This is a genomic window from Pandoraea fibrosis, assembly GCF_000807775.2.
GTDB classification, from domain to species: Bacteria; Pseudomonadota; Gammaproteobacteria; order Burkholderiales; family Burkholderiaceae; genus Pandoraea; species Pandoraea fibrosis.
Map to the genome: position 1 here is coordinate 2,455,932 of NZ_CP047385.1, position 21,262 is coordinate 2,477,193.

The 21,262-nt window shown below is 64.1% G+C and carries 17 protein-coding genes and 1 riboswitch; of the genes, 2 read left to right on the top strand and 15 right to left on the bottom strand.

Translation table 11 applies throughout. From position 1 onward, the window contains the following. Positions 1–37 precede the first annotated feature (37 nt). Positions 38–2,749, bottom strand: coding sequence for an aminopeptidase N (gene pepN / locus PI93_RS11060; protein WP_039368059.1), 2,712 nt, complete (start codon positions 2,747–2,749; stop codon positions 38–40). Between the two features lie 200 nt (positions 2,750–2,949). On the opposite strand from pepN, the gene PI93_RS11065 reads away from it, so the two are divergent. Further along, positions 2,950–3,558 carry a DUF4136 domain-containing protein gene (locus PI93_RS11065; protein WP_039368057.1) on the top strand — a complete coding sequence of 203 codons (609 nt, stop codon included), beginning with the start codon at positions 2,950–2,952 and terminating at the stop codon, positions 3,556–3,558. A gap of 96 nt (positions 3,559–3,654) precedes the next feature. Here PI93_RS11065 and PI93_RS11070 read toward each other — a convergent pair whose 3' ends face one another. The 9 genes from PI93_RS11070 to xdhA all read right to left on the bottom strand — a co-directional run bounded on the left by PI93_RS11070 (position 3,655) and on the right by xdhA (position 15,955). Next, positions 3,655–4,212 (bottom strand): TMEM165/GDT1 family protein, encoded by a 558-nt coding sequence (locus tag PI93_RS11070; RefSeq protein WP_039368054.1) that lies wholly within the window; start codon positions 4,210–4,212, stop codon positions 3,655–3,657. A gap of 12 nt (positions 4,213–4,224) precedes the next feature. Then, a riboswitch (yybP-ykoY riboswitch) is annotated at positions 4,225–4,412 on the bottom strand. Between the two features lie 112 nt (positions 4,413–4,524). Further along, positions 4,525–5,655 carry a hypothetical protein gene (locus PI93_RS11075; protein ID WP_144400433.1) on the bottom strand — a complete coding sequence of 377 codons (1,131 nt, stop codon included), beginning with the start codon at positions 5,653–5,655 and terminating at the stop codon, positions 4,525–4,527. A gap of 258 nt (positions 5,656–5,913) precedes the next feature. Beyond that, positions 5,914–6,321 (bottom strand): CesT family type III secretion system chaperone, encoded by a 408-nt coding sequence (locus tag PI93_RS11080; protein ID WP_039368048.1) that lies wholly within the window; start codon positions 6,319–6,321, stop codon positions 5,914–5,916. A gap of 495 nt (positions 6,322–6,816) precedes the next feature. Next, on the bottom strand, positions 6,817–8,145 hold the full coding sequence (gene guaD, locus PI93_RS11085; RefSeq protein ID WP_039368045.1) for a guanine deaminase: 1,329 nt from the start codon (positions 8,143–8,145) through the stop codon (positions 6,817–6,819). Between the two features lie 19 nt (positions 8,146–8,164). After that, positions 8,165–9,589, bottom strand: a complete 1,425-nt coding sequence (locus tag PI93_RS11090; RefSeq protein ID WP_224786295.1) for an NCS2 family permease — start codon at positions 9,587–9,589, stop codon at positions 8,165–8,167. A gap of 318 nt (positions 9,590–9,907) precedes the next feature. Beyond that, positions 9,908–10,948, bottom strand: a complete 1,041-nt coding sequence (locus tag PI93_RS11095; protein ID WP_052240521.1) for an adenosine deaminase — start codon at positions 10,946–10,948, stop codon at positions 9,908–9,910. 94 nt (positions 10,949–11,042) lie between these two features. Next, on the bottom strand, positions 11,043–12,122 hold the full coding sequence (gene xdhC / locus PI93_RS11100; protein WP_039368041.1) for a xanthine dehydrogenase accessory protein XdhC: 1,080 nt from the start codon (positions 12,120–12,122) through the stop codon (positions 11,043–11,045). Further along, the gene (xdhB, locus tag PI93_RS11105; protein WP_039368038.1) at positions 12,122–14,470 is read right to left on the bottom strand and encodes a xanthine dehydrogenase molybdopterin binding subunit; all 2,349 of its coding nucleotides are present in this window, start codon (positions 14,468–14,470) and stop codon (positions 12,122–12,124) included. The genes xdhC and xdhB overlap by 1 nt, the downstream gene beginning before the upstream one ends. Before the next feature lie 12 nt (positions 14,471–14,482). Beyond that, the gene (gene xdhA, locus PI93_RS11110; protein WP_039368035.1) at positions 14,483–15,955 is read right to left on the bottom strand and encodes a xanthine dehydrogenase small subunit; all 1,473 of its coding nucleotides are present in this window, start codon (positions 15,953–15,955) and stop codon (positions 14,483–14,485) included. Positions 15,956–16,162: 207 nt separating this feature from the next. On the opposite strand from xdhA, the gene PI93_RS11115 reads away from it, so the two are divergent. Continuing rightward, positions 16,163–17,128: a LysR substrate-binding domain-containing protein gene (locus tag PI93_RS11115; protein ID WP_039368032.1), complete on the top strand. Its 966-nt coding sequence runs from the start codon at positions 16,163–16,165 to the stop codon at positions 17,126–17,128. A 120-nt stretch (positions 17,129–17,248) separates the two neighbouring features. Here PI93_RS11115 and PI93_RS11120 read toward each other — a convergent pair whose 3' ends face one another. The 5 genes from PI93_RS11120 to PI93_RS11140 form a co-directional block, all read right to left on the bottom strand. Further along, positions 17,249–17,761, bottom strand: a complete 513-nt coding sequence (locus PI93_RS11120; protein WP_039368029.1) for a disulfide bond formation protein B — start codon at positions 17,759–17,761, stop codon at positions 17,249–17,251. 267 nt (positions 17,762–18,028) lie between these two features. Next, on the bottom strand, positions 18,029–19,414 hold the full coding sequence (locus PI93_RS11125; protein ID WP_039368026.1) for an amidase: 1,386 nt from the start codon (positions 19,412–19,414) through the stop codon (positions 18,029–18,031). Between the two features lie 2 nt (positions 19,415–19,416). Continuing rightward, positions 19,417–20,139 (bottom strand): GntR family transcriptional regulator, encoded by a 723-nt coding sequence (locus PI93_RS11130; protein ID WP_080759096.1) that lies wholly within the window; start codon positions 20,137–20,139, stop codon positions 19,417–19,419. Between the two features lie 14 nt (positions 20,140–20,153). Beyond that, complete coding sequence (locus PI93_RS11135; RefSeq protein WP_039368024.1) at positions 20,154–20,840, bottom strand: DUF2848 domain-containing protein; 687 nt, start codon at positions 20,838–20,840, stop codon at positions 20,154–20,156. 45 nt (positions 20,841–20,885) lie between these two features. Continuing rightward, positions 20,886–21,212, bottom strand: coding sequence for a hypothetical protein (locus PI93_RS11140; protein WP_144400434.1), 327 nt, complete (start codon positions 21,210–21,212; stop codon positions 20,886–20,888). Between the last annotated feature and the right edge of the window lie 50 nt (positions 21,213–21,262).

Here is a 21,262-nt window from a genome sequence, read left to right on the forward strand (position 1 = left end):
GGCGGCGTTTTGTTTTCGCCGGTAAGCGAAAGCGCGCTTAGGCGAGTGCCTTCTCAACGATCTCGCGCACGTCCTTCGACAGCGCTTTGTGATCGGCGACGCTTCGCAATGCGGTGTGCATATGCTCACGCAGCGACGGCGTGTACTTGCGCCAGCGGTCGAGCACCCGTGCCAGACGCGCGGCTACCTGCGGGTTGAGGGCGTCGAGCGTGAGCACCTGTTCGGCCCAGAACTGATAGCCGGAGCCATCTGCCGCGTGGAACTGGGCGGGGTTGCCTGCGCAGAAGCTGAAAATCAGCGAACGCGCGCGGTTCGGGTTCTTCAGCGTAAAGGCCGGATGCCGCATGAGGGCACGCACGGCGTCGATCACGCAATGGCTGCCGTCACCGCGCTGCATGGCTTGCAGTGCAAACCACTTGTCGATGGCGAGCGGCTCGTGCTCGAAGCGTTGGTAGAAGTCGTCCAGCGCTTCGGCGGCATGGTTCTGTCCGTGGGCGGCGTCGCCCTCGAGTGCGGCGCCACCGCGTTGCACGAGCGCGGTGAGTGCGGCGAAGCGATCCGTCATGTTGTCGGCCGTGTCGTATTGCGTGCGGGCGGTTTGGGCCACCCCGGCGTCCGACAACTCCATCAGATACGACAGCGCGAGATTCTTCAGCGCGCGCTCGCCTGCCGAAGCGGCGTCCGGACGATACGGGCCCGGCACGCGGTGATTGTGATACGCCGCGAGCCACTCGGTGTGCAGCGAGGCCGCCAGACGCTGACGCAGGTACTGACGCGCCGCGTGAATCGCCGCTGGGTCGATCTCCGTCATCTGCTCGCCGAGATACGACTCCGCCGGCAGCGTAAGCGCCTGAGCACGGAACGCCGGGTCGAGCGTTTCGTCGCGCAGCACTTGCCGGAAGGCTTCGAGCACGTAGCTGTCCACGCTGGGCAACTGGCCCATCTGGATCGATTCGACGAGCGCCAGCAACTGACGCGTGGCGAGACGCTGACCGGCTTCCCAACGGTTGAACGGGTCGCTGTCGTGCGCCATCAGGAAGGCGAGTTCGTCGATGGTGGTCTCATGCTCGACGATCACCGGCGCCGAGAAACCGCGCAGCAGCGACGGCATCGGGTGATGCGGCACATCGACGAACGTGAAGCTCTGACGCTCCTGCGTGAAGTCGAGTACGCGCGTGGTCGCGGTGGGGGCGTCGCTGGCTTCACCCGCAAGACGCAGCGCCATATCGCGGCCATCGCGATCGAGCAGGCCGACGGCGAACGGAATATGGAACGGCTGTTTGACGAGCTGGGTATCCTGCAACTCCACGCCGACCTTCGGGCAGCGCTGTGTGAGCGTGAGGGTGTACGTGCGGGCGGCCTCGTCGTAGGCGGCATCGACCGTCACGCGCGGGGTGCCGGCCTGGCTGTACCAGCGGCCGAATTGCGTGAGGTCACGACGATTGGCATCGGCCATGGCGGCGCGGAAGTCATCGCACGTGACCGCCTGACCGTCATGGCGCTCGAAGTACAGATCCATGCCCCGACGGAAGCCGTCGCGGCCCAGCAACGTCTGATACATGCGCACGACTTCGGCGCCTTTCTCGTAGACGGTGACGGTGTAGAAGTTGTTGATCTCGACGTAACTCTCGGGACGCACCGGGTGCGCCATCGGGCCGGCGTCTTCCGGGAACTGCGCCTGACGCAGCACACGCACGTCGTCGATGCGCTTGACCGCGCGGCCCGACTCGGAGCCCATCATGTCGGCGGAGAATTCCTGATCGCGGAACACGGTCAGGCCTTCCTTCAGACTCAACTGGAACCAGTCGCGGCAGGTCACGCGATTGCCCGTCCAGTTGTGGAAGTATTCGTGGCCCACCACGGCTTCGATATTGCCGAAGTCGTCGTCGGTCGCGGTGGCGGCATCGGCCAGCACATACTTCGTGTTGAAGATGTTCAGGCCCTTGTTTTCCATCGCGCCCATGTTGAAGTCGCTCACGGCCACGATCATGAAGCGGTCGAGATCGAGCACGCGCCCGAAGCGCGCTTCGTCCCAACGGATCGAGTTGACCAGCGAGTGCATGGCGTGCTCGGTCTTGTCCAGATCCTGCGGCTGCACCCAGACCTGCAGGAGTTTTTCGCGGCCATCGCCGGCGACGAGGCGCTCCTCGCGGCAGACCAGCCGTCCGGCGACCAGCGCGAACAGATAGCTCGGCTTCTTGAACGGGTCATCCCAAACGGCGAAATGACGGCCGTCGGGCAGATCGCCCTTGTCGATCAGATTGCCGTTGGCCAGCAGCACCGGATACGCTTCGCGCTCGGCGCGCAGCGTCACGGTGTACGTGGCCATCACATCCGGACGGTCGAGGAAGTAGGTGATCTTGCGAAAGCCTTCGGCCTCGCACTGGGTGAAGAAGTTGCCGCCGGAGACGTACAGGCCCATGAGCGACGTGTTCTCTTGCGGACGACAGCGCGTCACGAGCGTGAGTTCGAAGGTGGCGGGCGGGGCCTCGACGGTGAGCGATTCTTCGCCCGTGCGGTAGCCGGCCCACGGTTTGCCGTCGAGTTCGAGGCTTACCAGTTGCAGACCCTGACCCACCAGTTCGAGGTCGCCGCCGGGGCCGGCCGGGTTGCGGTGTACGCGCAGTCGGCTGGTGACGGTGGTGACGTCGGGGGCGAGGTCGAAGTCAAGTTGGACGGTGTCGATCAGATACGCCGGGGGCGTATAGTCGGAGCGTTGGATGACACCTGCAAGGTCGGTTCTGAGCATGGACGGTGTTTTGCGGACGGCCAAGGATCCGTAAATTGTAACGGAGTGGCGGCCCGTTCGGGCTTAAGCGGGAAATTTGCTGAATTTTGCTGCAATGCGGCCGTCAAAGGATTCGGATGTGCGCGGGGCGCCGTCCTATGCTTAAATCGGCGCGAGCGGTGCGCATTGGCGTGCCGGGCCATTCTCTGGAGCAGTCAATCATGTGGAAACGATGGGCATTGGCGACGTTGACTGTGGCCAGCGTCTTGCTGGCAGGGTGTGCCAGCACGGTCACGAGTCAGGTGACCGCGTTCGGCGATTCGCCGGGTTTTGAGGGCCCGCGCACTTATGCGCTCACGCGCACCGCCGAGCAGCAGAACAATCAGGAGCACGCGACTTACGAGCAGTGGCTGCGCACGCGGCTGGCGGGAGATGGCTTCAGCGAGCAGAGCCCGTCGAGCGCGCACTACCTGATCGGCATGAGCTACGGCCTCACCCAGCAGATGATGCGTGTGGCGGAGCCGGCGTATGACCCGATGTTCGCGCCGGGGCCATGGGGGCCTTGGGGACGTCCGTGGGGCTGGTACGGCTATCCATACGGTCCGCCGCCGGCCTACGTCGAGCGCGATTATCCGTATGCGCTCGCCGGTTTGCAGTTGCGCTTCACGGATCGCGCGAGCGGCAAGGAGGTGTACCGCGTGCAGGCCAATACCAGTGACGGCGGGACATCGCTGGCGTCGGCCATGCCGTTCCTGATCGACGCGGCGCTCAAGCAGTTGCCGTTCCCCAGCGGACGAACCGTCAACGTGCAGCAGAAGGTCGGACAGTAAGATGTCGGGCGCCGGCTAGCGACGACAAGCCGTCGTACTCCGCCGGAGCGAAGCGGCGCGTCACCGGGACGTGCGCTTCGCTCCGGCGTTTTTCGTTTACTGCATCAGCGTGACGATGCCGAGGACGGCGAAGATGATGGCGGCGACCGTGTGCACGGCCCTCGTCGGCAGGCGCCCGGCGAATTTGTGGCCTACGAGTACGGCCGGCACATTGGCGAGCATCATGCCGAGCGTGGTGCCGGCGACCACGCCGAAGAAGTCCTGATAGCGCGCGGCGAGCATCACCGTGGCGATCTGCGTCTTGTCGCCCATTTCGGCGATGAAGAACGTGAGCACGGTGGTTGCGAACACGCCGAGCTGGCGCTTGGTGGTGGCGTCTTCATCGTCGACCTTGTCGGGAATCAGAATCCAGATCGCCATGCCGATGAACGACGCGACGATGGCCCACTTCATGATGGCCGGACTGATCGCCGTGGATAGCCATTCACCAAGTGCGCCGGCAAAGCCGTGATTGACCAGCGTGGCGACGAGAATGCCAAGAACGATCGGCACGGGCTTCTTGAAGCGCGCCGCGAGGACAAGGGCCAGCAGTTGGGTTTTGTCGCCGATTTCGGCGAGACCGACGACGCCGGTCGAGATGAGGAATGGGGACACCTTATGTTTTTCTCCGCCGGGCCATGTTGATGCGAGCCAATGACAACGCATCCCGGCCCGGTTGGCGGAAGCATTGTCATCGGTCTCGCCAGGCCCGAAGGCTGCGCACGCCATAGCCGGAACCGGCCAAGTCTGTTGACGTACGCCCCTGCCGATGCGCGATGTGCACGACAGGGCGGCTACTCCCCAATGAGGAAACGGATCATAGCATACCCGCCTTTTCAAAATAAAGTGCCCTGATGGGGGCCGGCCCGCCTCAGGCCGCGCGCCCGAGCCGATCGACGGCTCGGGCGCGATCGCCTCGAAGACGAATTACGGTTTCGGGCGCTGCCAGACGTTCGTGTGCATTGAAAAATCGATGCCGGAGAACTGCGTGGCATCAAATGTCGGGCTGTAGGTGAAGTATTTCCCCGAACGTGTGTGCAAATGCTGTTCGAGGATCTTCTCCTTGACGTCGTCGTCGGCAATGCCCGGGGTTTCGAGAATGGCGATCAGGTCGTCCAGCCTGAGAGACAGGTCCCACTCGCCGGCGGGCAGCACATGATTGACACGCACGTGAATGTGGAGACCGGCGGTTTCGTCGCCGTAGACCGGGCTGTGCATATAGAACTTCACGTCGTCGCGAGCCTCATCGACACCATAGACGTCGCGCAGATTCGCTAATGCAATGTTCTTGAATTCGCGCAGCATAGGGAGGTGAGCCGGCTTCACGTCGGTTGTCGTCGTGATGTAAGGAAGTCCGGTATTGGCCTTGAACTCCCCGATGGTCGGACGTTGCATCGCCTGAGTCGGGCCGACGGTCTTGCCTGTCTTGAATACGTCGTGAAGTTGTTGCTGACCTTCGTAGATCGATCCGGGTACCCAGTAGCCGACCAGCACGAAACCATTGTCGTGGCGGGTGGCATCGTTGAGTGTGGATGGGCTGGGGAACGCCTCCAGCTCACCGGGGATATAGCGACGGTTCGGCATGAGGACGATTCCGCCAAGCGTTTCCGAGTAAGACGTCGCCGGGAACTGCTCCGGGTGTTCGACGAACGCCACCGACTTCGAGTCAGTGCTGTCGGTCAGGAACCTGTGGACGAACATCGGGAGAACCGTGTTCCGGTCGTATTTCGCCCAGCGTTGCTCCAGCCCCTGCCGGTCGACCAGTGCAACGTTATCGCCATCGTACTTGCTGGGGGACTTCGTGTTCTGCGTGCGATTGCCGCGCGAGGCCGTGCGGTTCGCCACGAAAAGATCGTCGCGCGTATCGAACGACGCCGTTCGGGCTGTCGCAGCCGTGCGTGCCTCGGCCTCATGCGCCTTGCGGTGTGTGAGGGCGACTGGACCGGAGCGGGTTTCGGGTGCGGCATCGAGCAGCTTCGAGATATCAATCACTTTGCTCGGCACCATACCGTCGACGCGAATGGCGGTAACCGCCGGATGCCGAAGATCGTTGTGCACAGCTATCGCGCGTTCGCGGCTGGTGCCTGGCGGCAACGGTTCCTCAGAGGTGATCGATACAACATCGAGTGTTTGGAATTCCGCGGCTAACGCGGCAAGTGCTTGCGTCTGATTTGCAGCGGCGCCCGCGGCCAGGGAATGGGCAGGCGGCGAGACAAATGACGTCAGTTGAGCGTTTGAGAAATTAGGCATGTCGTGTCTGGATGTTCTGTTTGGACGAATCGGCGGCGAGCCGAGCGACGGTGTGTGTGAATACGATCAGGCGATCGCGGCGACGGGCATGCGGGCACCTTGATCGCCAAGCAAGGCTCGGGTGATCGTTTCGCGAAGCGCATGAAGGTTGCCGATCTTTCGATCCAACGTTTCGACGTTGGCTGACGCCGCCGGTATCGTTGTCATGAGCCGTAGCGAGTTCGATGCTTCGTGAATCCCGAGCCAGGCACCTTGCATCAGTCTCAGGTCGGTGTTCAGGGCGAGCAGGCGCTCAAGCGCTTCCGGACGAAGGTGTGTGGGGGCAACGCCGCGGCCCGTGTCGGTGTGGACGATCACTTGGTCGCCGTTGGCCGCAAGTTCGACGAACCACTGGCTGCCATCGGCGGCTTCAAGTGCAATGGCGTTGGTCGGCGTGTCGATATCGAGATGCAGCGCGTGAGCAAGCGATGGCATGACGTCGCCGGGGGGTAAATGGGGGAGGTCCATAAAGCGAGATAAAGAGTGAATCGGAGAACAACATTCCAAAAGCGAACTTCGGAAGCTATTCGAGACGCTTCACGCCTTGATGTTCTGGATCGTTTCCGGAGTTGGGACATCTCCGGCAAGGCAGGGGAGGACAGCGGCCAAAACACGGCCGAGGAGGGGGTGTCGGGGCAGAACCCGAGGGAGTGGCATGGGCGTAGCCGTAGGAAATGTCGGGACGATGCCGGAATGCGGCAAAGACCGGTCGCTAAACGAAAGCGAACCCAAGCGAACGCAAGCGGCGCGTGAGCGCCAAGCAAAAAAGGGCAGCCGACAGGCTGCCCAAGGAGATCCCCGACCGCATGCCCCTTGCGCACGGTCGGTGACCGCGGGGGAACGTGCGCCGTGCCTGAGCAATGGCGCCCGTTTCCTCGCGAAAGCGATATGTCACGCTGCCGCGCATTGGCAGCAGGTCAATGCGTCGGCTCAGTGGGTCGCGCGGCGATGCACCGGTTTGCCTGCGGCGTAGGTCGTGGCGATGGCGCGGTCGTCGCCGAGCATGGCGAACGCGAACAGGAGTTCTTCGAGCGACTCGGCCAACGCCGTGCGACGTGCGAGCAGCGGCGTGGCTTTCGGGTCGAGCACCACGAAGTCGGCTTCGGCCCCCACTGCCAGCGTGCCGATGGTCCCGTGCAAGTCGAGTGCGTGCGCCGCGCCTTCCGTGGCCAGATAGAACATGCGTTCGGCCGAGAGGTGGTAGCCCGACAGGCGTGCCACCTTGTGCGCCTCGTTCATCGTTTGCAACATCGAGAAAGTCGAGCCTCCGCCCACATCGGTCGCGAGCGTGACCGGCATGCGGGTCGCCTCGGCGGCGGCGAAATCGAACAGACCGCTGCCCAGGAATTGATTCGACGTGGGGCAATGCGCGGCGACCGTCCCCGTCTCGAACATGCGGCGGCGGTCGTGCTCGTCGAGCCAGATGCAGTGGCCGTACACGGCGCGCTTACGCAACAGCTTGTAATGGTCATACACGTCGAGATAGCTGCGATGCCCCGGGAACAGCGAGCGCACCCATTCGACTTCGTCGGTGTTCTCCGCGACGTGGCTCTGGATGAACACGTCCTGATACTGCTCGGCGAGTTCGCCGCACACGCCCAGTTGCGCTTCGGTCGACGTTGGCGCAAAGCGCGGCGTGAGCGCGTAGAGCTGGCGCCCCTTGTTGTGCCAGCGCTGGATCAGCGTTTCGCTGTCGCGCGCGCCGCTCTCGGCCGTGTCGCGCAGGAATTCCGGACAGTTGCGATCCATCATCACCTTGCCCGCGATCATGCGCAGGTCGCGCGCGTCGCTCGCCTTGAAGAAGGCGTCCGCCGATCCCGGATGCACCGTGCAATACACAAGCGCGCTCGTCGTGCCGCCGCGCAGCAGTTCGTCAAGGAAGAACTGGGCGACGTCGGCCGCGTACTCGGGATTCTCGAAACGGCGCTCGGTCGGGAACGTGTACTTCTCAAGCCACGGCAACAGCCCCGGCGCCGGCGACGCGATCATATCCGTTTGCGGATAGTGGATGTGCGTGTCGATGAAGCCGGGCGTGATGAGCTTGTCGCGCAGATCTTCGACAGGCGTGCCGGGGGGCAGGGTGGGGGCCACCCTGGCATAGTCGCCTACGGCGCTGATGCGGCCGTTCTCGAAGGCCACGATGCCGTCGGTATGGTGCACGGTGCCGGGGGTGCCATCGAGGTAGGCGCGCGCGGGATCGTGCGTGAAGTAGACCAGTTGCGCGCGTACGGCACGCAGGGCTTGGTTTGTGGTGGACATGTGCAGGGGCCTTCTATCGTTACATTTGCGTGAGCAGCAGCACTGCCAGTGCGGCGACGATCCACATCGCCGGCTTGATCTCTTTCACCCGCCCGGTGAACAGCTTGAGCACGACGAACGCAAGGAAGCTGTAGGCGATACCGTCGGTGATCGAGTACGAAATCGGAATCATCACCACCGCGATGAAGCTCGGGATGGCTTCGTCCATACGATGCCATTCGATGCGCGCCACGGACTCCATCATAAACACACCGACCAGAATCAGCGCCGGGGCCGTGGCGATGGCGGGCACCAGCGAGAGCATCGGCGACAGGAACAGGAACGGCAGGAACAGCAGCGCACAGACAAGTGCGGTCAGCCCGGTGCGTCCGCCCTGTGCGATACCGGCGGCCGATTCGATGTAGGCGTTTGCCGGGCTGGTGCCGAGCGGGCCGGAAATCAGCACCGAGAACGAATCGACGATCATGGCCTGACGCATATTGCGCGGATTGCCGTCGCGGTCCTTCATGTTACCGGCTTCGGCAATGCTCATGAAGGTCGAGAGCGTATCAAAGAACGCCGTGAAGAGCATCACGAAGATGAACGGCAGGTACGCCACCTTCAGCGCGCCCAGCAGGTCGAGCTGGCCGATGCCGGAGAAGTCGGGGGCGGCGAAGAAGCCGTGGAAGTTCACCAGCGTGGCGGTCGCGATTTCCTTCGGGAAGTATGCGGTGCCATCGCCCCACAACCGGCCGATGGGAATGGCCATGAGCGTGGTGACGACGATGCCGATCATCAGTGCGCCGTTCACACGCCGCGCGACGAGCACGGTCGTGAGCGCCAGCCCGATCAGGAACGTGACGGTCGGCGGCGACAAGTGCGCCAGACGCACGACCGTGACCGGATCGCTGATCACGAGCTTGGCGTTGACGAGGCCGATCACGGTGATGAACAAGCCAATGCCACACGAGATCGCGTAGCGCAGGTTGGCCGGAATGGCCTCCACGACGAAGCGGCGCACATTGAGCGCAGCGAGCAACGCGAAGAGGATGCCGGACCAGAACACGCAGCCCAGCGCCGTCTGCCACGGCATGCCGACGCCGTGCACCATCGTGAAGGCGAACAGCGCGTTCAGCCCCATGCCCGGTGCAACGAGCACCGGATTGCGCGCATAGAGCCCCATCGCGCAACTGCCGAAGAAGCTGATGAGTACCGTGGCGGTGAGCGCTGCCGGGAATGCCATGCCGGTCTTCGACAGGATGGCCGGATTGACGACGATGATGTACATCGCCGCGAGGAATGTTGTGATACCCGCGATGACTTCCGTGCGGAACGTCGATCCAAGCGCCGTGATACCGAAATAACGGTCGAGCGACGAGACAGGTTGCGCGCCCGCCACACGCGTGCTGTCGTGAGCCGCTTCGGGCGCGGCAGTACCCGCCGGGGGGCTGAGCGATGAGTCCATGGGGTGTTGTCTCCGATGTTCTAAGATGTTTTGTGCGCTCGCCGCCAGCGGTGTGGGGGCACCTGATGACGCCTATTCGGGCACGCACAAAAAATAGCATCGGGCCCCGGTGAAAATATTCCTCATGCGGAATGTTCCACATCATCGCGAGGTAATGTGGCGACGCGGGTTGGGGCTGGTTTGCTGCGGGTTATGCATCAATATGCGCACAAAAAAACGCCCGAACGGACTCGGGCGTTTTTCGTGCCAACGGAGAAAATCGGAACTTGCCGTCGTTTTCCGTAGTTTTGCGTCGCTGATATCGTCGCTTATCGTCCTTTACGCCGCCTGCGCAGCACGAAACTGCGTCAGTTCACCGACCAGACGGCGCTTCTCGCTGTCATCGATGAACGAGGCTTCGAAGCTGTTCCTTGCCATCGTGTAAGCGTCGTCGAGCGTCATGTCCAGCGCATCGAATGTCGCCAGAAAGTTCTCGTTCAGATAGCCGCCGAAATAGGCCGGATCGTCCGAGTTGATCGTCACGGCGAGGCCGCGTTTGAGCAACTGGTGCAGTGTGTGCTGGCCCATATCGTCGAACACTTTGAGACGCACGTTCGAGAGCGGGCACACCGTGAGCGCGATTTTCTCGCGCGCCAGCCGCTCCAGCAGGGCTTCGTCTTCGATGGCGCGCACGCCGTGATCCACGCGCTCGACGCGCAGCATGTCCAGCGCTTCGTGAATGTAGGCGGGCGGCCCTTCTTCGCCGGCATGCGCCACGATGCGCAGCCCCAGATCGCGGCACCGTTCGAATACGCGTGCGAACTTGGACGGCGGGTGGCCTTGTTCTGACGAGTCGAGGCCTACGCCCACGAGGCGGTGCCCGTGGCTATTGAAGTACGGCAGGGCGGTTTCCAGCGTTTGCAGCGCGTCTGCTTCCGGCAAATGGCGCAGGAAGCAGAGAATCATGCGGCTCGTGATGCCATGTTGCGCCTCGGCCTCGGCCAGTGCGCGTTCGATGCCGTTGACGACCGTTGCCATCGACACGCCGCGCGCCGTGTGCGTCTGCGGGTCGAAGAATAGCTCAGTGTGGCGGATGTTATCGGCCACCGCACGCTCGAGGTAGGCGCGCGTCATGTCGTAGAAATCGTCTTCGGTGAGGAGTACGCTTGCGCCTGCGTAATAGATATCCAGGAACGATTGCAGATCGGTAAAGGCGTAAGCGTCGCGCAGCGCTTCCACGCTCGGATAGGGCAGCGTGACGCCATTTCGCTGCGCGAGCTGGAAGATCAGCTCGGGCTCCAGCGTGCCCTCGATATGCAGATGCAGCTCCGCCTTGGGCATGGCGCAAAGGGTCTTGGCGAGTTCGGGCGTGAGTGGCATGAAGAAATTCTGTTGTAGGGGATGGGCGGGATTCTACCGTCGTCACCGAATGCCGGTCACGCCCAAATGCGTGCGCGGGGTGGCCGGGCGGTGCTCAGATGGCGACGCCGGCGTCGTGCGTCGATGCCGGTGCGCTCTGGCGCATCTGCTGCTCGCGCACGCGCAATAGCTGGGCCGCCACGGCAATGGCAATCGTCGCCGGTGCCTTGCCGGTAATGCCGGCGACACCGATGGGGCAGATCATCTGCTCGAAACGCTCGGGCGTCACCCCGCGATCGCGCAGACGGTGCTCGAACTGGCGGCGCTTCGTCATCGATCCGATCAGGCCGAAGTATGCGAAGTCGTCGCGTTTGAAGATGGCTTCGCACAGGCGCTGATCCAGCGCATGGTTATGCGTCATGACGAGAAAATACGCGCCCGGCGGCGCTTCGGTCACGATGGCTTCCGGAGTGTCGGTCGATTCCACCACCGTATTCGGCGGCACATGCTCCGGGAAGGTTTCGGTGCGCTCGTCGGCCCATGTCACACGGCATGGCAGCGTGGCCAGCACTTGCACGATGGCTTGTCCGACGTGGCCTGCACCGAACAATACGATATGGAAGTCACTGGGTGCCAGACGCTCGCTCAGCCATAGCCAGCCGTCGCTGCCTTGCCAGAACGAGCAGGCGGCGTCGTCGGCATCCCGGGTCAGGGTGTGCGGATGCGCCAGCGGTTCGTTCGGGTCGAGTTCCGTCAGCATGACCGGGCCGCCTTGCTGCTGGCTCGATACCGCGTCGGCGCCCGGGGCCCCGAACGCGACGCTGCGCAGACTCGCCTCACCGGCGGCGAGCCGCTTGTGAAGCGCGCTCACCCAGGCCAGATCGGCCAGTGTGAGCACTTCGAAGGCGAGGGTGACGGCGCCGCCGCAGCACTGGCCGAGGCTTGGGCCCAGCGCGAAACGTTCGACGTGGCGCGCACCTTGCTGCCCGTGCTGGCGCAGCAACTGGCGAGCGACGTCCATTGCCCGCCATTCGAGATGCCCGCCGCCGATGGTTTCCCACACATGCTCGCGTGTCACGAGCAGATGCGTACCCGCTTCGCGCGGCGCAGAGCCTTCCACGCGCGCGATCGTTACCAGTACCGCGGCCTCGCCACGGACCAGCAGCTTGTGGGCGGCATCGACCCAGCGATGCATCAGGCGGCGCTCCGCGTGCGCAACTCGGTGATCGCCATGAGCAGCGCTTCAGAGGTTGCCGGCGCATTGAGGACCGGCTCGTCACGATAGTCGTTCACGCTTGCCACGGCATCGCGCAGGGCGTTGAACACCGAGAACGGCAGCAGTAGCGGCGGTTCGCCCACGGCCTTCGAGCGATGGATAGAGTCCGACACGTTGGCGTTCTCGAACAAGGCCACGCGGAAGTCCGTCGGACAATCGCTGATGCCGGGGATCTTGTACGTGGAGGGGGCATGCGTCATGAGCTTGCCGTCCTTGTTCCACCACAGTTCTTCCGTCGTCAGCCAGCCCATGCCCTGAATGAAGGCGCCTTCGACCTGACCGATGTCCAGCGCAGGGTTGATCGATTTGCCGGCGTCGTGCAGCACGTCGGCGCGTAGCAGGCGCCATTCTCCGGTGAGCGTGTCGAGCACCACTTCCGAGACGGCGGCGCCGTAAGAGAAGTAGTAGAACGGATTGCCGTTCATGGTCGCGGCATCCCACGACAGGCCCGGCGTCGCGTAGAAACCGTCGGACCACAGTTGCACGCGCGCCCAGTAAGCCGCTTCCACCAGATCGGGGAAGGCGACGTCGTGGCCGTTCACGCTCACGACATCGTTGGCGAAGCGCACGTCGTCGGCCGAGCCACCGTACTTCTGTGCAGCAAAGGCCGCCAGTCGCTGACGAATCTGCCATGCGGCGTTCTGCGCGGCCTTGCCATTCAGGTCGGCACCGGTCGAGGCCGCCGTGGCCGAGGTGTTCGCCACCTTGCTGGTGTCGGTCGCCGTCACGCGCACATGCGAGAGATCGACCCCCAACTCGTGCGCCACCACCTGAGCCACCTTGGTGTTCAGACCTTGCCCCATCTCCGTGCCGCCGTGATTCACGAGCATCGAGCCGTCACGATAGATGTGCACCAGTGCACCGGCCTGATTGAAGGCCTGCACGTTGAACGAAATACCGAACTTGAGCGGCGTGAGCGCGAGACCCTTTCGCAGCACCGGACTCGTGCGGTTGAACGCCTGCACCGCCTCGCGTCGCGCACGGTAGTCGCTCGTGCGCTCCAACTCTGCGACGAGTTCGTGAATGACGTTGTCCTTGACCACTTGCCCGTAGGGCGTGACGTTGCGCTCGGTCTTGCCGTAGAAGTTCGCGCGCCGCACATCGAGGGCGTCCTTGCCCAGATGGCGGGCAATGGCGTCTTGCACCACTTCCATGATGAGCGCGCCTTGCGGGCCGCCGAAGCCCCGAAACGCCGTGTTCGACTGCGTGTTCGTCTTGCCGCACAGCGCCCGAAGGTCGGCATCGGGCACAAAGTAGGCGTTGTCGAAGTGGCAGATGGCGCGCGTGGCGACCGGGCCCGACAGGTCGGCCGAGAAGCCTGCGCGCAGGGTCATGTCGACCTTCGCACCCTGAATGCGGCCGTCATCGTCGAAGCCGATGTCGTATTCGAAGTAAAAACCGTGACGCTTGCCGGTCATCATGAAGTCGTCGTCGCGATCGAGACGCAACTTCACGGGGCGCTTCAGGCGCGTAGCGCACAGTGCCGCCACACACGCAAACAGGCCGGATTGCGATTCCTTGCCGCCGAAACCACCGCCCATGCGACGGCATTCGACCAGCACCTGATGGCTGTGCCAGCCAAGGGCGTGCGAGACGAGGGCCTGCATTTCGGTCGGGTGTTGCGTCGAACAATAGACGTGAATCCCGTCGTTTTCCTTCGGGATCGCATACGAAATCTGGCCTTCCAGATAGAACTGTTCCTGCCCGTTGCATTCGAACGTGCCGGTCAGCCGGTGCGGCGAGGCTTGCAGTGCCGCATCGGCATCGCCACGACGCAGGTGATACGGCGGCAGCACGCCCGCCCCAGCGGCCTTGGCGGCTTGCGGCGTCAGGATGGCCGGCAGGTCTTCGTATTCGCCCTTGGCCAGACGCGCGGCACGGCGCGCCGAGTCATGCGACTCGGCTACCACGGCGAACATCGGCTGACCGATGTACTGAACAATACCGTCCGCGAGAATCGGGTCGTCGTGAATGACGGGACCGCAATCGTTCACGCCGGGGATGTCGGCGGCGGTCAGCACCGCCACCACGCCGGGTGCGCGACGCACGGCGTCGAGATCGAGCGAGAGAATGCGGGCGTGAGCCTTGGGCGACGCCCCCAGGGCGCAGTGCAGCGTGCCTTGCAGTTCGGGAATGTCGTCGGTGTAAGTGGCTTCGCCGGCCACGTGAAGTTCGGCCGACTCGTGCGTACGCGAGCGACCCACCTGGGCACCGGCCGCGGTGGCGGCACCGGTCTGCGTCATGAAGCCTTCAACTTGCGTGTTCATGGGCAACTCCGGTTAGACGTTGGCAAACGCGTTGACTTCGTGTGCCGCAAGCGGCGCATCGGTGCGCGTCTCCAGGAAAAAACGATACAGCAGATTTTGCGCGCCGGCGAGGCGGTAGGCGCTGGTCGCCCGCATGTCCGAGAGCGGCTGGTAGTCGCTCGGCACGGCCGCCATGGCGGCGCGCACGGTCGCTTCCGTCCACGGCTGGCCGTTCAGCGCCGCTTCGATGGCATTACCGCGCTTGGGCGTGGCGGCCATGCCGCCGAAGGCCACGCGGGCCGAGCGCACGATGTCGCCGTCGAGTTCGACGGCGAACGCGGCGCACACCGCCGAGATGTCCTGATCGAAGCGCTTGGCCAGTTTGTACGTGCGGAAACGCTGGGCGTTCCCCGGCAGTGGTACGCGGATGCCCTGCACGAATTCGCCGGGCTGAAGGGCATTCTTCTGATATGCCAGATAGAAGTCCTCGAGCGGCATCTCGCGCACGACGCCTTCGCGATGCAGCACGATGCGGGTGCCGAGCACGATCAGCGCCGGCATCGAATCGCCGATGGGGGAGCCGTTCGCGACGTTGCCGCCCAGCGTACCGGCGTTGCGAATCGGGAACGACGCAAAGCGCTGACGCAGTTCGGCCAGTTCCGGATAGTGTTTGACGAGGGCATCGAAAGCATCGTTGAGCAAGGCGCCCGCACCGATATAGATGTCGTTCGGACCTTCGGAAATCTCGCGCAGTTCCGCGACTTGGCCGAGATAGATCAGATGCTTGAGCTCACGGAATTGCTTGGTGACCCACAAGCCGACGTCGGTGCTGCCGGCGAGAATGCGGGCGTCGGGGTAGGCGGCGCGCAGGCGGCCCATCTCAGCCAGCGTGCGCGGCGCGTGGAAAACATGGCCATCGTGCTCGTAAGACAGGGTGCCGCCGCGTTGCAACGCCTGAAGCTGCTTGGCCAGCGCTGTACGGTCGAAATCCTGGCGCGGCAGGTCGAACATCTTCTGCGCGGCGTCGACGATGGGGCGATACCCGGTGCAGCGGCACAGGTTGCCGGAGAGGACGTCGTCGATCTCGCGACGGCTCGGGCAGCCGGCATCGGCCGGGCGATTCAGATACATGGCCCACAGCGACATCACGAAACCCGGTGTGCAGAAGCCGCATTGCGAGGCGTGGCAATCCACGAGCGCCTGTTGCACCGGATGCAGGGTGCCGTCCTGAGCGCGCAAGTCTTCCACCGTAAAAAGGGCTTTGCCGTCGAGCGTGGGCAGGAACTGGATGCAGGCGTTGACTGCCCGCAGTGCCACGTTGCCATCGTCGGCCAACTCGCCGATCACGACCGTACAGGCACCGCAATCGCCTTCGGCGCACCCTTCCTTGGTGCCGGTGCAGTGCAGGTCTTCGCGCGTGTACTGAAGCACGGTGCGGGTCGTGGCCTCGCCAGTGACCTCGTGCACCTTGCCGCGGTAATAGAAGCGGATGGCTTGTGTCTCCATGGTTCTCAGTGTAGTGCAGTGGGATTGCAGAAGCGCCGGGTCTGCGCCGGCGTGGGGATGAGCCGAAGATAGCACCGGCGGGGGTGGTAAATATTTCGGGGCCATGATGATGCCTATTCGGTCGCCCCGATGACCCGGCATTGTCATAAACTATGGCTCAACCCGCCGTCATCCGGCGTTCAACAAGTCCCAAGAGCGCCCCAACTCATGCAAAGACCCCGCGAACAGATCGACGCCTACCTGCTGCGGGTACTTCATACGCTGCTCACCGAACAGAGCGTTTCGCGCGCCGCGCTCAAGCTCGGCCAGTCGCAGCCGGCTATCAGCAATTCGTTGCGCCGCCTGCGCGAGATCACCGGCGACGCCATTCTGGTGCGCGGCAAAAGCGGCATGGTGGCCACCGAACGAGGCCGTGAACTGCTGGGCTACGCCACCGATGCGCTGGCCGCCATCGAGCGCATCACCCATCCGACCACGGAATTTGCGCCGCAGACTACCACGCGGGCGTTCCGGCTCGGGGCGCCCGACTATCTCGACGCCGTTTTTCTGCCCAATATCGCCGAAGTGCTGCGCCGCGACGCTCCCTCGGCGCGCCTGCACGTTCAGCCGATCAACGCGGGGTTCGATTATGCCGGGGCGCTGGAGAACGGCTCGCTCGACGTGGTGATCGGTAATTGGCTCGAACCGCCGCCGCAATTGCACATGTCGCGTCTGTTCGACGACGAAGTGGTCTGCATGCTCGGTGCGCAGCATCCGCTCGCGAACAAGGGCATTTCGCTTAAGCATTATCTGGAATTGCCGCATCTGGCCCCCACGCCCTATGTGGCCGAACGTCAGAGCTTCATCGACGGATGTCTGGCCGAGCAGGGCTTGCGTCGCAACATTCAGATGACGATGCCGTACTTCGGGCTCGTGCCGTATGTGCTGATGCGCACCGATCTGGTGTTTACGACCGGCCGTCAGTTCGCACAGCACTACGCGCGGTACCTGCCGATTCGCGTGTTGCCGTCGCCGTTTGCCTTTCCACCGATGCGGTTCTATCAGCTATGGCACGAGCGCACGCATGCGGCACCGGAGGTGACGTGGCTGCGCCGGCGAGTGGCGGAGGTGGCGACGGAATTGGATGCCGTGAGCAGTGGCGGGGCAGAAGCGCCCGTCGTGGCACGCCCCTGAGGGCTGGCGGCACAGCGTAGGGAGGCGGGGGACGCGGCCGCTGCCAGAAGGCAGACGGCCGGTAGGATGAAAAGCGCGGTAGGCCCGGACAGCGCTCAGCGACGCCTTAGCGTTACGAACTCAGCGCAACGAAATCGCGCGGCGCGGACGATGCAACGCCAGCGACAGGAAAATTACGACAAACGCGGCGAGCGACCACATCGGCAGTGTGAGACCGAGGATCGGCGGGTACATCGTCTGGCACATGCCCTGCACCTGGAATACCTGCGGCAGCAAGCGCGACGTCGGCAATGCGTCGACGAATCCTTCGACCACGTCGTATCCGCAGCTCACCATCGGATTGGCTTGCACATAAATCAGATAGCCCGACGCGGCCATGCCGCCGATGGCCGACAGGGCGGCGAGCACACGGGCGAACTGAATGCCTGCCCAGCCGCGCGAAACCGCACCGACCAACCCGAAGATCGCAATCAGCACGAGCGCGTATCGCGTGAGAATGCATAGCGGGCACGGGTCTTCGTGACGCACGTACTGGAAGTACAACGCACCGCCCAACAGGGCGAGGCAGACGACGGTAAGCAGAAGGTACAGCCGGCGTTCGCGGCGCAGGGCCGGGTCGATTTGAGCGTTCATTTCACTTCGGGCGGTAGGCCATCACGAATCCCGCAAAACCCGCATGACGCCGGGTGGCAGGCACTTGGGCTGGGATTGTAACCCCAGCCCGATTCGTGCGTGAGTCGAAAAATTACGGAACTTTTTGCTCGTAAATCAGACGCTTGCTCACCGTGTGAGGAAGGTCTGACGGCCATTGAGCAAAGACGCGTGGGCGACGCCGGCACCTGCCGACGCCCACGCGATTTTTTGACTCCACGGGCGTAGGAAGCCCCGACGCGCGAGACCTTACCCGCCCAGACCTGCCGAGCGCAGGGTGTGTTCGATGGCGCGTCCGACCGGGAGCAGACGGGCGTCGTCGCCGGCTGCGCCGCTCGCCATCAAGCCGATGGGGGCCTCTCCCTGACCCTGACATGGCAGCGAGAACGCGCAGCCGTCGATCATGTTGATGGCTGTGGGATTGCGCAGCACCAGGGCGTTGGTCGCGGTGAACGCGTCGTCGCTGGCTTCGAGCGGTGCGATGGCCGGGGGTGTGAGCGGCACCGTCGGGCAGAGCACGGCGTCGAAGCGCTGCCAGACGGGGGTTGCCGCAGCGATCAGGGCTGCGCGCGCGTTCAGCAGATCGATGTAGTCGGCGGCACTGGCCGGCTCACCCTTGCGAATGCGCACCAGCACGCGCGGATCGTATTCCTGCGCATGTTCGGCGAGCCGCTTGCGATGCCACGCATACGCCTCGATGGGCGAGAAGCCGAAGCGATTCATCGCGGGCAAGCCATCGAACGGCGTGAACTTGAACTCCACGAGCGTGGCGCCGGCCTTGGCGAGTGCGGCGAGCGCACGCTCGTAGATCGCGATGGCGGCCGGTTCCGCGCCATCCAGCACGACATTCGTCAAGACGCCGAAGCGCATGCCGCGAACATCGCGCGGCGTTGCCGGGGTTTCGTCGACGGCATGACCGCTGAGGATGGCGTCGACCCGGGCGCAGCAATCGACCGAGCGACCGATCGGGCCGACCGAGTCCAGCGAGGTCGACAACGGCAGCGCACCGTCGCGCGGCGTGCGAGAGGCGGTCGGCTTGAAACCCGTGAGGCCGCAGAACGCCGAGGGAATGCGGATCGAGCCCCCCGTGTCGGTGCCGAGTCCGATGGCGGCCATGCCGTCGGCCACCGACGCGGCCGCGCCCGACGACGAACCGCCGGCGATATGACCGGCTTCGCGCTGCCACGGTGAGCGCGGCGTGCCGTAGTGGGGATTGAGCCCCAGGCCCGAGAACGCGAATTCGGTCATGTTGGTGCGCCCGACAATCACGGCGCCTGCCTGGCGCAACCGCGCGACAGCAAGGGCGTCGTGTTCGGCGGGGGGCGCGTCGGACAGGACTTTGGAGCCTGCCCGCGTGACTTGCCCCGCTACGTCGAACAAATCTTTCACCGACACGGGGACGCCCATCAGCGGCGACAGGCGGACACCTGCGCGGCGCAAGGTGTCGAGGCCGTCGGCAGCGTGACGCGCGGCCTGGGCGTCGACCTGCGTGAAGACGACCTTGCCCTGACCGGCGGGATCGGCGATGCGCTCAAGGGCCTGCTCGGTCAGCGCGCGGCTGGTGGTGCGGCCGGCGTCGAGCGCGGCGGCGAGTTCGGACAGCGGGCTTTTCAGATCGATGGCGTCGGTGCTCATGTTCAGATCGCTTTCAGGATGTGAGTGCGGAATTCTTCGATATGCCGGGTGATGGCGCGGCGGGCGCGCTCGGCGTCATGCGCGGCGAGGGCTTCGAATAGCTCGAGATGCTCCTCGTAGACACCTTCCAGATGACTGGGCGTCGAGAGCGCGAGAAACCAGAAGCGCAGCGAGCGTTCGTGCAGGCCGCGTAACAGCTCGGCGAGCGTTTGATTGCGCGAGGCGCGTGAGATGGCCAGATGGAAGTCGCGGTCGATGCGCATCATCGCCGCCACGTCCCGCGTGGCAATTGCATCGCGTGAGCGAGCCAGTACCGCCTCGATGGCGGCGAGGTCGTCGGGCGTAGCGGCGCGTGCCGCCAGCCCCACGCAGTATGTCTCGTTGACCATGCGCACGTCGATGATTTCGAGGGCGTCATTGAGCGAGACAGGCGCGACCATCGCGCCTTTGCGCGGCAGGATGACCAGTAACCCCTCCAGCGCGAGCCTGTGCATCGCCTGATGCACGGGGGTGCGTCCAAGTCCCGTCGACTGCATCAACTGCGCTTCGTTGAGCGTCTCGCCGGGGCGCAGACGCAGCGTAATGATGTCGTGCTTGATGGCTTCGTAAGCACGCTCCGTCAGGCTCCGGCCGTCGGTGGCGGCAGGCGGATCGGCGGGGGCGGCCACGGCAGCGCTTGCGGCGGTGGTGGTGTGGCTTGGCGCGAAAGGGGTGTCGTCGGGCATCAGGTCGGGCGGTGTCAGTCGGCAATGGCCAGCGCCTGCGTGGCGTAGCGATGCCGGATCGTGCGGCCGAGGACAGGGTCGTGCAGTTCGATATCGAACCGCTCGCCGCCAGCCACGCCGCCAATGGCAGCGAGTGTGCCACAGAACATTGCAGCGCCTGCCGGCAGGCCATCCGGGCCGAGTCGGGCCATCAGTTCCTGCGGCGAGAGCAGGCTGGCAACCGTGCCATCCTGATACAGGCGCCGTTCGCCCTCGCGCGTGACCCACGAGCGCAGCGTCAACTGATCCCAATGCGGGGCAACGTCGCCAAAGCGCCAGGCTTGGCGTGCGATCGGCTTTGCGCAGACTTGTTTGGACACCGTCACGCCATAGGCTTCGACTTCGCGGTCGGTGTGGTCCGAACCCACGCTCACGAGCAGATCGTCGCCACAGCGCAACAGCACGCATTCGGCTTCGCCGCTGCTGGTCTGGCCGACGACGTCGATGGTATCGACCTGCGTCAGCAGTGCAGGGGCGAGACGGTAGAAGCACGGCGTGCTCGACGGGCGGCGCACGCCCAGAGCGGCCAACTCGGCAATGTGGTGTTCCACAGCGTCGCGATCACGCCCGGCCCAGCCGGCAATGATCAGCGTGTCGATGGACGCATCGACGTTCGAGGGGGCACTGCCCCCCGATATCTCGAAGGAAAGACGGAAACTCATACGTCGGCAACTCCTGTGAAATTTAATTGATATTTGTGTGATATTTCACATGGCAGCGAGACAAAAAGCAAGAAGAAAAATTTCGTCGAGCATGACGAAAAACGGGAATTTTTTATGAAAAGCCCCGTCAATCTTGGGTTGCGCGCGTGTTCGCCCATCGCGTATATTGGTTCGGCGCCAGTTTCTGGCCGGGTGTTCGTTGGCTTTTGCCAATTTGGCCAACGTGCCGGAGACCCTTCGGGTGGCCGGGCAGGTCAGCGTCCCGGCGGCAGGTCCGTCATGGGCGCGACCGGGCGAACGAACGCAACGTCTATCAAGCCGGCAGCACGCGGCCGGCTTCCCACCTTCATCAAGCATCACGTCTTTCGACATCGCTGCGGCCCGGCAGGGGCGCGGCGTGTGACCGGCGTGGAGTCAAGAAC